Consider the following 8,770-nt stretch of genomic DNA (forward strand, 5'->3'; position numbering starts at 1 on the left):
ATGCATGACCCCGACACGCCGGGCCGCGGCGAGTATCGACATCCCGCCACACACCATGTCAACGAAGTCGGTGCGGGTATTCGGAGGAAACAGCTTGACCATAAAACGCTCCATCAATCAGAGCGTTGCTACGACCATATGACTTTGCCCGCCCGGCATGGGCCGGAAGTGACCCCGCGATGTCTTGGATGGGCCGTTTTGCACTGCGTGGCACCTTCTGCGTATCCTTGGTTGGCTAGTTAATAGCAATTGGAGACGTGCCAGAGCGGCCGAATGGGCTTCACTGCTAATGAAGTGTGGGGCACAACTCCACCGGGGGTTCAAATCCCCCCGTCTCCGCGTTTGGCCCCGGTCCTTGGACCGGGGCCTTTTGCGTTCCCGGGCACATCGGCTGCGGCGCCAAGCCTCGCCTGCGCGGAGGCCCGCTCCCGGGCAGATCAGGGCGCATCGGCGTCGTTCATCCGCCCTGATCTGCACCCGAGACGAGTGAGCGGCGCTGCTGCGGCGCCGTCGGCAGCAAGTCCGGTTCCCGTCCGGTGGCCGGACGCCTCGCGGCCGCCGGCCGATCCGGATGGCAGGATAGGCCCATGTCGAGCAACAAGGAATTTGACGCCATCATCGTCGGCGGCGGCCACAACGGCCTGGCCGCCGCCGCGTACTTGGCCAAGGCTGGGCGTGAGGTCCTGGTCCTGGAAAAGCTGGAGCACCCCGGTGGCGCCGCGGTGTCCGCGCACGCGTTCGACGGCGTCGATGCCCGCCTCTCGCGCTACTCGTACCTCGTCAGCCTCCTGCCCCAGCAGATCATCGACGACCTCGGCCTGCGGATCACGCTGGCGCGGCGGCGCTATTCCTCCTACACCCCGGACCCCGCGGACGGCAGCCGGGCCCTGTTGGTGGACAACGGGGACGAGGCCGCCACTGCGGCGTCCTTCGCCGCCGTCGGCGCGCCCGACGGCGAGTTCCGCGCCTTCACCGCGTTCTATGCCGCCTGCCGGCAGCTCGCCGAGGCCCTCTGGCCCACCATGACCTCGCCGCTGCTGGCGCGGTCCGAAGCGCGGTCTCTCGCCGCCCGGGCCGGCGCCGCCGAGGCATGGGAGGCGATGATCGAACATCCCATCGGGGAGGCCATCAGCAAGGAACTGGGCAACGACCTGGTCCGCGGCGTGGTGCTGACGGATGCGCTGATCGGGACCTTCGCCCGGGCCGACGACCAGGACCTGCAGCAAAACATCTGCTTCCTCTACCACCTGATCGGCGGCGGGACGGGCGACTGGGACGTGCCGGTCGGCGGCATGGGCGCGGTGTCCGGCGAGCTGGAGCGGGCCGCCCGCGACGCCGGCGCGACCATCCTGACCTCCGCGGACGTCACGGCCGTCCGGCCCGGCGGCGTCGTGGACTACCGCCACGGCGGGCAGGACCACACGTCTTCCGCGCGGTGGGTGCTGTCCAATGTGGCGCCGGCAGTCCTGGACCGGCTCGGCAGCCGGCCTGCCGCGGGCACCGCTGGCATTTCAGCGGGCGCTGCCGGCAATCCGAACCATCGCCGCGAGGGCGCCCAGGTCAAGGTCAATCTGCTGCTCAAGCGCCTTCCGCGGCTGCTGGACGGATCCGTCAGCCCGGAGGCCGCCTTCGGCGGGACGTTCCACATCAACGAGACGTGGTCCCAGCTCGACGCCGCCTACAGCGCCGCCGCGGCCGGATTTGTGCCCGCACCGCTGCCGTGCGAAATCTACTGCCATTCGCTGACGGACCCCAGCATCCTGTCCCCGGAACTGCAGGCCGCCGGAGCCCAGACGCTGACCGTCTTTGGCCTGCACGTCCCGGACCGGCTGGTCACGGCCGAGAACAACGAGGAACGCCGCGCCGAACTGCAGGCGGCCGTCCTGGCCTCCCTGAACTCCGTCCTGGCCGAGCCGATTGAGGACCTGCTCCTGACGGATCCGGACGGCCGGCCCTGCATCGAAACCAAGACCACCCTGGACATCGAACGCGCCGTCGGCATGCCGCGGGGCAACATTTTCCACGGCGGCCTCGACTGGCCCTTCGTGGAGGACGGCGAACCGCTGGACACCCCGGCGCGCCGCTGGGGCGTGGCGACGGACGATCCACAGATCCTGCTCTGCGGCTCAGGCGCCCGCCGCGGCGGCGCCGTCAGTGCCATCGGCGGTCACAACGCCGCCATGGCCGTGCTGGAATCGGAACCTCCGCTCCGCAATGGGTGAACCGGAACTCGGAGACACGCGCATGATGGCCTCCTCGCGCAGCGCCGTCCCGGCCGGGGGCAGCTGGAGCCCGCGGCTGGCCCTCCTCGTGGCCGCGACGTTCTTCATGGAATTCCTGGACGGGACCGTCCTGACCACGGCCATACCCAGCATCGCCGCGGATTTCTCCGTGCCGGCCGCCGACGTCAACATCACCATGACGGCCTACCTGATGACGGTGGCGATGGGCATCCCGCTCAGCAGCTGGCTCGCGGAGCGGCTCGGTGCGCGCCGGGTTTTCTGCCTCGCCATCGCGATCTTCACGGCCGCGTCGCTGCTCTGCGCGCTCAGCCAGGACCTCACCATGCTGACCCTGAGCCGTGTCCTGCAGGGTGCCGGCGGCGCCATGATGGTCCCTGTGGGCACGCTGGTGGTGCTCCGCGGAACCCCGAAGAAGGAACTGCTGCGGGCCACCGCCTTCCTGGTGTGGCCCGGGCTGCTGGCCCCGGTCCTTGCCCCGCTCGTGGGCGGAGCGCTCACCACGTACCTGTCCTGGCACTGGATCTTCCTGGTCAACCTCCCCCTGGGCCTGGCGGCGTTCCTGGCCGCGCTGCGCCTGGTCCCCTCAGTGAGCGGCGACAGCACGCGGCGCCTCGACTGGCTCGGCCTGGCCCTGACCACGCTCGGGGTGGGCTCCCTGCTGGTCGGTCTGGAACTGATCGGCGGCCGGGACGCCGGGCTGCTGGCAGCCGCAGGGATCGTGGTGGGCCTGCTGTTCCTGGCCGCCGCCGCGGCCTGGATGCGGCGGACCAGCACGCCGCTGTTCAATTTGTCCGTTTTCGGCGCACGGACGTTCCGCGCGACGGCGACGGGAGGCTTTGTGTACCGCCTGACCATCAGCGCCGTGCCGTTCCTGCTGCCGCTGATGTTCCAGGCCGGCTTCGGCTGGGACCCGCTGCGCGCCGGGGCGATGGTGTCCGCCGTGTTCGTGGGCAACATCGGGATTAAGCCTGCCACCACGCCCCTGATCCGGCGCTTCGGCTTCAAACCTGTTCTGGTGTTCGCGTCGCTGGCGTCCGCGGCCACTTTTGCGCTGTGCGCGCTGCTCGACGCCGGCACGCCGGAGCCGCTGATTGTCGCCGTGCTGGTGGCCAGCGGGGCGTTCCGCTCGATCGGGTTCTCGGCCTACGCATCCGTCCAGTACGCCGACGTCGCCCCGGCCCAGCTGCCGTCCGCCAACGCCGTCTCCGCCACGCTCGTGCAACTCTCCACCGCGGCAGGAATTGCCGTCGGGGCGCTCCTGCTGCGGGTCTTCGAGGCAAGCAGCCAGGGCGCAGGAGCCACCGGTCTCGCCACGGGCGATCCGGCGGCGCCATACCGGGCAGCGTTCGTGGCCATCGCGGTCCTGATGCTCCTGAGCACGCTGGACAGCCTGGCCCTCCCCCGCCACGCCGGCGCCGAGGTCAGCCGGCCTGGCCCAACACCAACGGCAGAACGGCGCCGGCGCCGGCGAGCCTGAGGGCCCGCCCGGAGATGGTCAAGGTCCAGCGGCTGTCCACGAGGTCGTCCACCAGCATGACGCTCTGGCCACGGATTCCAGCCAGGGCCTCCTCCAGCTCCGGGCCCACCACCAGCCGGTCCCAGACTCCGGCGAGCCGGTAGGCGCTGTTCCCGCCGCGGCCGCCCGTGGGCCCGCCGTGGTTGAGCTGCAGCTGGCCCAGATACGGGATGCGGCCGATCTCGGAGATCCCGCGGGCCAGGGAGTCCACCAACTGCGGCTTACTACGGGAGGGCAGGCTGATGATCGCGGCGGGCCGGCCGGCCCCGCTCCAGCCCGGGGTCCGGGCATCTGCTGTGCCCCATTCCTTCAGCACCTGGACGCAGGCCTGCAGCATGCCGGGGTCAACGGCCCGGTCGGGCGCACCGGCGGCGAACGCCTCGCGCAGGGCCCCGCCCCAGCCAAGGTCAGTCAGGCGCGCCAGCACGCGGCCGTCGCCGAGGGCTTCATCCGGCTTGATCTTGCCCTTGACCGGCACTCCCAGGCGGTCCATGCCGCTGGGCCACTGCAGCCGCGGTTCAAGGACGACGCCGGCCCGGCGAAGGGTCTGCCCGGCAGTCTTCGTGGCGTCCTCGGCGATGTCGGCCCGGAACCAGCGGCCCGCGCAGTTGTCGCAGCGGCCGCAGGCGCGGGCTGTTTCGTCGTCCAGCACCGAGGTGATGTATTCCATCCGGCAGCCGGCGGTGTCCTGGTAGATGACCATCGAGTCCTGTTCATCCACCCGGGCCTCGGCGATCCGGCTGTACCGCTCGGCGTCGTAATTCCAAGGCTGTCCCGTGGAGCGCCAGCCGCCGCCGACGCGTTCGACGGCGCCGTCCACGGCCAGGACCTTCAACAACAGCTCCAGCGGGGTGCGGCGCAGGTCCACCCGGGCCTCAAGCGCCACCGTGGACACCGCCGCTCCGGCTTCGGCCAGGGCTGTCAGGACGGCGGCAGCCTTTTCCTCGGACGGCATGGACGCGGTGGCGAAGTACTGCCAGATGTCGCGGTCCTCCGAACCGGGCAGCAGCAGGACATCGGCGTTCGCCGCGCCACGCCCGGCGCGGCCCACCTGCTGGTAGTACGCCACCGGCGAGGACGGTGCGCCAAGGTGTACCACGAAGCCGAGGTCCGGCTTGTCGAAGCCCATGCCGAGCGCTGACGTGGCAACGAGCGCCTTGACCTGGTTATCCTTCAGAAGCTGCTCGGCGCGTTCCCGGTCCGCGGGGTCCGTGCGGCCGGTGTAGGCGAGCACCTCGTGCCCCGCTTCGGCCAGGAGGCGGGCCGTGTCCTCGGCTGCCGAAACGGTGAGTGTGTAAATAATGCCGCTGCCCTGCAAATCCTGCAGGTGGGTCAGCAGCCAGCCCAGCCGTTCGCGGGAATCGGGCAAGGTCAGGACACCCAGGCGGAGCGAATCCCGGCCCAGGGCTCCCCGGATGGTGAGCACGTCCCTGCCGAGCTGCTCCTCGATGTCATGCACCACCCTGGAATTGGCCGTGGCGGTGGTGGCGAGCACCGGCACGGTGTCCGGCAGCTGCGTGATGAGGTCCGCGATGCGCCGGTAGTCGGGGCGGAAGTCGTGGCCCCAGTCCGAGATGCAGTGGGCCTCGTCAATCACCAGCAGCCCGGTCCGGCGCACGAGTTCGGGGAGCTGGTTTTCCCGGAAGGACGGGTTGGTGAGGCGTTCAGGCGAAACCAGCAGGACGTCCACTTCATCGGCGGCGAGCTGCTCGCGGACCGTGTCCCACTCCAACTGGTTCGCCGAGTTGATGGCGACCGCCCGTACCCCTGCCCGCGCCGCGGCGGCGACCTGGTCGCGCATGAGAGCCAGCAGCGGTGACACGATCAGGGTGGGGCCGGCGCCGCGGCGGCGCAGCAGCAGGGAGGCGACGAAATAGACGGCCGACTTCCCCCAGCCGGTGCGCTGCACCACCAGGGCCCGCCGGCCGCCGTCGACCAGGGCCTCAATGGCCTCGAACTGGCCGTCATGGAACTCCGCCTCAGGGTGGCCCACGAGCTCGCGCAGCACAGTCTGGGCCTGTTCCCGGGTCGAGGCCGTGGTGTCGGCGAGGGCGGTGCTGGAAGGGGCGTTCTGGTTACTGGCCATTGCTTCAGTATCCCAGCCTCCTCCGACAGCCATGAAGCCAAGGGTCCGCTATGTGCACAATCCCAGCGTGTGGATACCGGCCGCGGCGTCAGGGCCGCAACGTAAGATAGGACGCGTGACTACGGACAAGACAAAGACTTTTGACCTCTCGACCTCGTTCAAAGCCTATGACGTGCGCGGAATCGTAGGGCAATCCATCACCGCGGAGATCGTTGAAGCCGTCGGTGCCGCCTTCGTCGACGTCCTGGAGCTCGAGGGGCAGACCGTGCTGGTGGGCGGGGACATGCGACCCTCCTCCCCCGAGTTCGCCAAAGCCTTTGCCAACGGCGCAGCCACCCGCGGAGCCAACGTCCAGCTCCTGGACCTGATCTCCACCGACGAGCTCTACTACGCGTGCGGCGCCCTCAACGCCGCCGGCGCCACGTTCACCGCGAGCCACAACCCGGCCGAATACAACGGCATCAAGATGGCCAAGGCCGGCGCCGTGCCAATCTCCTCCGAAACCGGACTCATGGAAATCCAGGCCCGCGCCGAGGAATACCTCAACGCCGGCACCATCCCCGCCGCCGGCACCCGCGGCCTGGTGGGCGTGCAGGACGTCCTCAAGGGCTATGCGGAGTACCTGCGCAACCTGGTGGACCTGCGCGGTTCCCGGCCGCTGAAGGTTGTGGTGGATGCCGGCAACGGCATGGCCGGCCTCACCACACCGGCCGTGCTTGGCGATGCCCTGCTGCCCATGCTCCCTTTGGAGATTGTGCCCCTGTACTTCGAGCTCGACGGATCATTCCCGAACCACCCGGCCAACCCGCTGGAGCCGGAAAACCTGCGCGATCTGCAGGCCGCCGTCGTCGAGCATGGTGCGGACATCGGCCTGGCCTTCGACGGCGACGCCGACCGTTGCTTCGTGATCGACGAAAAGGGCGAGCCCGTCTCGCCGTCGGCCATCACCGGCATGGTGTCCCGCCGCGAGATCGCCCGCGCCCAGGGCCTCGGCGAAGACACGCCCACCGTCATCCACAACCTGCTGACCTCCCGCGCGGTTCCGGAGCTGGTGGAGCGCCTCGGCGGCCGCCCTGTCCGCACCCGGGTGGGGCACTCCTTCATCAAGGCCGTCATGGCCGCGGAGGGAGCCATCTTCGGCGGGGAGCACTCGGCCCACTTCTACTTCCGCGACTTCTGGAATGCGGACACCGGCATGCTCGCAGCCATGCACGTCCTGGCCGCCCTGGGCGAACAGGACGGTCCGCTCTCCGAGCTCGGCCGCGAATACGAGCCGTACCAGTCCTCCGGCGAGATCAACTCGGAAATCGAGGACAAGACCGCCGCAGTGGAGCGGGTCCGCAAGGATTTCCACGACGACGACGTCGAGGTCGACTACCTCGACGGCAGCACCTTTATCGCCGCCGACGGCAGCTACTGGTTCAACCTGCGACCGTCCAACACCGAGCCGTTCCTGCGCCTCAACGTCGAAGCCACGGACACTGCCACCATGGAACGCGTCCGCGACCGCGTCCTGGCGCTGGTCCGGGGCTAGCCGTGGCCGTACATCCGGAAGAATCCCCGAACGCCGGTTCCTGGCGCGATTCCGTGCCGGACGCCAGCGCCACGGACCTGGAGAACCTGCTGGGCACCGGCGTCGGCGCCGCGCAGGAGCAACTCGAGCGCAACGGCGGTTTCCTGCCCTTCGCCCTGGTGGTCCAGAATGACGGCGAAGTCCGGCTGGTTGCCGTGACCCCGGCGGACGCGAGCGACGGATCGGACGCAGACTTCGACGCGGACGCCATGATCCGGGACCTCCACGAGCTGCTCCGGCAGCATCGGGAGGAGTTCCGGGCCGCCGCCGTCGTCTGTGACATCACGCTGCTCGAGGAAGACTCGGACGCCATCCACGTGGCCGCAGAGCACCAGGACGGCTCCCTGTTCGCCGCAGTCCTGCCCTATGCCCCCAACGCAGGAACGCACGAACTCGAGTTCGGCCAACTGGCCGCCGATACCAACGAGCCCGCCGTCTGGGTGGACTAGACCTCCCTTAGGTTGGGGATATGAAGATCAATGCGTTCGCCGATGTGAGCCTGCGCGCTTTGCTGGTGCTCGCCGCCGTTCCGGACGGCGGGCTCCTGACGACGCAGAGCATCGCCGACGCCGTCGGCACGCCGTATAACCATGTCAGCAAGGCGATGGCGAGGCTGCGCGCCCTGGGCATGATCGACGTCGAACGCGGCCGCAACGGCGGTTCCCGGCTGAGCAGCGCCGGCCGGACCGCCACGGTTGGCCAGGTGCTGCGGCAACTCGACACCCGTCTGGACCCTGCCGACTGCATCGGCTCGGGCGGCACGTGCCCGCTCATCACCGAGTGCCGCCTCCGGGCCGGGCTTGCCCGGGCCCGCGAAGCCTTTTATCGCGAACTCGACGGGATCGAGATCGCCTCACTGCCGACAGCCCGGCAGATGGCACCCGTCTTTGAGGCGATCGGCTTGCGCCCAGGGCTCTAGGTGTTCGCCACACTGGCCCTCCGCCGCGGTCCCGATGACGGGAGCTGTAGAAGTCCAGGACTACCCCCTACTTGGTCCACGGGACCGCATCCCAAGTAGGGCTACGCATTGACACCGGACCGGCCTCAGATGACAAAGTACCCCCAAGGATGTCACTACCGCCGGGGAGCCTCTTTGCTTTCGGCCACGCGAAAGGCCACCGATGAAGAGACTTCGCAGGCTAGCCACTGTCGGCGCGGGTGCGCTCCTATTTTCGCTGATGAGCGTCCCCCCAGCCCACGCGGCGCCGACCGTGGTGGCGGTGGCGCCGGCCGCGGACACCTACACCTCGTCGTCGGCGCCCACCACGGACTTTGGCACCAGCGGCTCGCTCGCCGTCTACGGCTCTCCCGAGAACACGGCAGTCCTGCGGTTCCAGTTCCCGGCCGCCCCG

At 69.4% G+C, this 8,770-nt stretch carries 6 protein-coding genes and 1 tRNA gene; 6 read left to right on the forward strand and 1 reads right to left on the reverse strand.

Annotated elements, in window-relative coordinates; genetic code table 11:
* Positions 1-251 precede the first annotated feature (251 nt).
* The 3 genes from AC1DKQ_RS22115 to AC1DKQ_RS22125 all read left to right on the forward strand — a co-directional run bounded on the left by AC1DKQ_RS22115 (position 252) and on the right by AC1DKQ_RS22125 (position 3,720).
* Positions 252-339 (forward strand) — tRNA-Ser (locus tag AC1DKQ_RS22115).
* Between the two features lie 248 nt (positions 340-587).
* Positions 588-2,222: a phytoene desaturase family protein gene (locus AC1DKQ_RS22120; RefSeq protein WP_476920245.1), complete on the forward strand. Its 1,635-nt coding sequence runs from the start codon at positions 588-590 to the stop codon at positions 2,220-2,222.
* 22 nt (positions 2,223-2,244) lie between these two features.
* Positions 2,245-3,720, forward strand: coding sequence for an MFS transporter (locus tag AC1DKQ_RS22125; RefSeq protein WP_476920248.1), 1,476 nt, complete (start codon positions 2,245-2,247; stop codon positions 3,718-3,720).
* On the opposite strand, the gene AC1DKQ_RS22130 is transcribed toward AC1DKQ_RS22125, so the two are convergent.
* Positions 3,665-5,845, reverse strand: coding sequence for a RecQ family ATP-dependent DNA helicase (locus tag AC1DKQ_RS22130; protein ID WP_476920246.1), 2,181 nt, complete (start codon positions 5,843-5,845; stop codon positions 3,665-3,667). The genes AC1DKQ_RS22125 and AC1DKQ_RS22130 overlap by 56 nt on opposite strands.
* A 115-nt stretch (positions 5,846-5,960) precedes the next feature.
* Between AC1DKQ_RS22130 and AC1DKQ_RS22135 the strand changes: the two genes are divergently transcribed.
* From AC1DKQ_RS22135 to AC1DKQ_RS22145, 3 genes are read left to right on the forward strand one after another with little or no spacing between them, the layout of a single operon-like run.
* Positions 5,961-7,379: a phosphomannomutase/phosphoglucomutase gene (locus AC1DKQ_RS22135; protein WP_476920247.1), complete on the forward strand. Its 1,419-nt coding sequence runs from the start codon at positions 5,961-5,963 to the stop codon at positions 7,377-7,379.
* A 2-nt stretch (positions 7,380-7,381) separates the two neighbouring features.
* A complete protein-coding gene (locus tag AC1DKQ_RS22140) occupies positions 7,382-7,867 on the forward strand; it encodes a hypothetical protein (RefSeq protein ID WP_476886317.1) in 486 nt (161 codons plus the stop codon).
* Between the two features lie 20 nt (positions 7,868-7,887).
* A complete protein-coding gene (locus AC1DKQ_RS22145; protein ID WP_476886318.1) occupies positions 7,888-8,337 on the forward strand; it encodes an RrF2 family transcriptional regulator in 450 nt (149 codons plus the stop codon).
* The last annotated feature ends 433 nt before the right edge of the window (positions 8,338-8,770 follow it).

It is taken from the genome of Arthrobacter sp. 05L421 (assembly GCF_056397785.1).

Coding starts and splice junctions, on each gene's coding strand:
- AC1DKQ_RS22120 (WP_476920245.1), top strand. CDS start 588: ATGTCGAGCAACAAGGAATTTGACGCCATCATCGTCGGCGGCGGCCAC.
- AC1DKQ_RS22125 (WP_476920248.1), top strand. CDS start 2,245: ATGATGGCCTCCTCGCGCAGCGCCGTCCCGGCCGGGGGCAGCTGGAGC.
- AC1DKQ_RS22130 (WP_476920246.1), bottom strand. CDS start 5,845: ATGGCCAGTAACCAGAACGCCCCTTCCAGCACCGCCCTCGCCGACACC.
- AC1DKQ_RS22145 (WP_476886318.1), top strand. CDS start 7,888: ATGAAGATCAATGCGTTCGCCGATGTGAGCCTGCGCGCTTTGCTGGTG.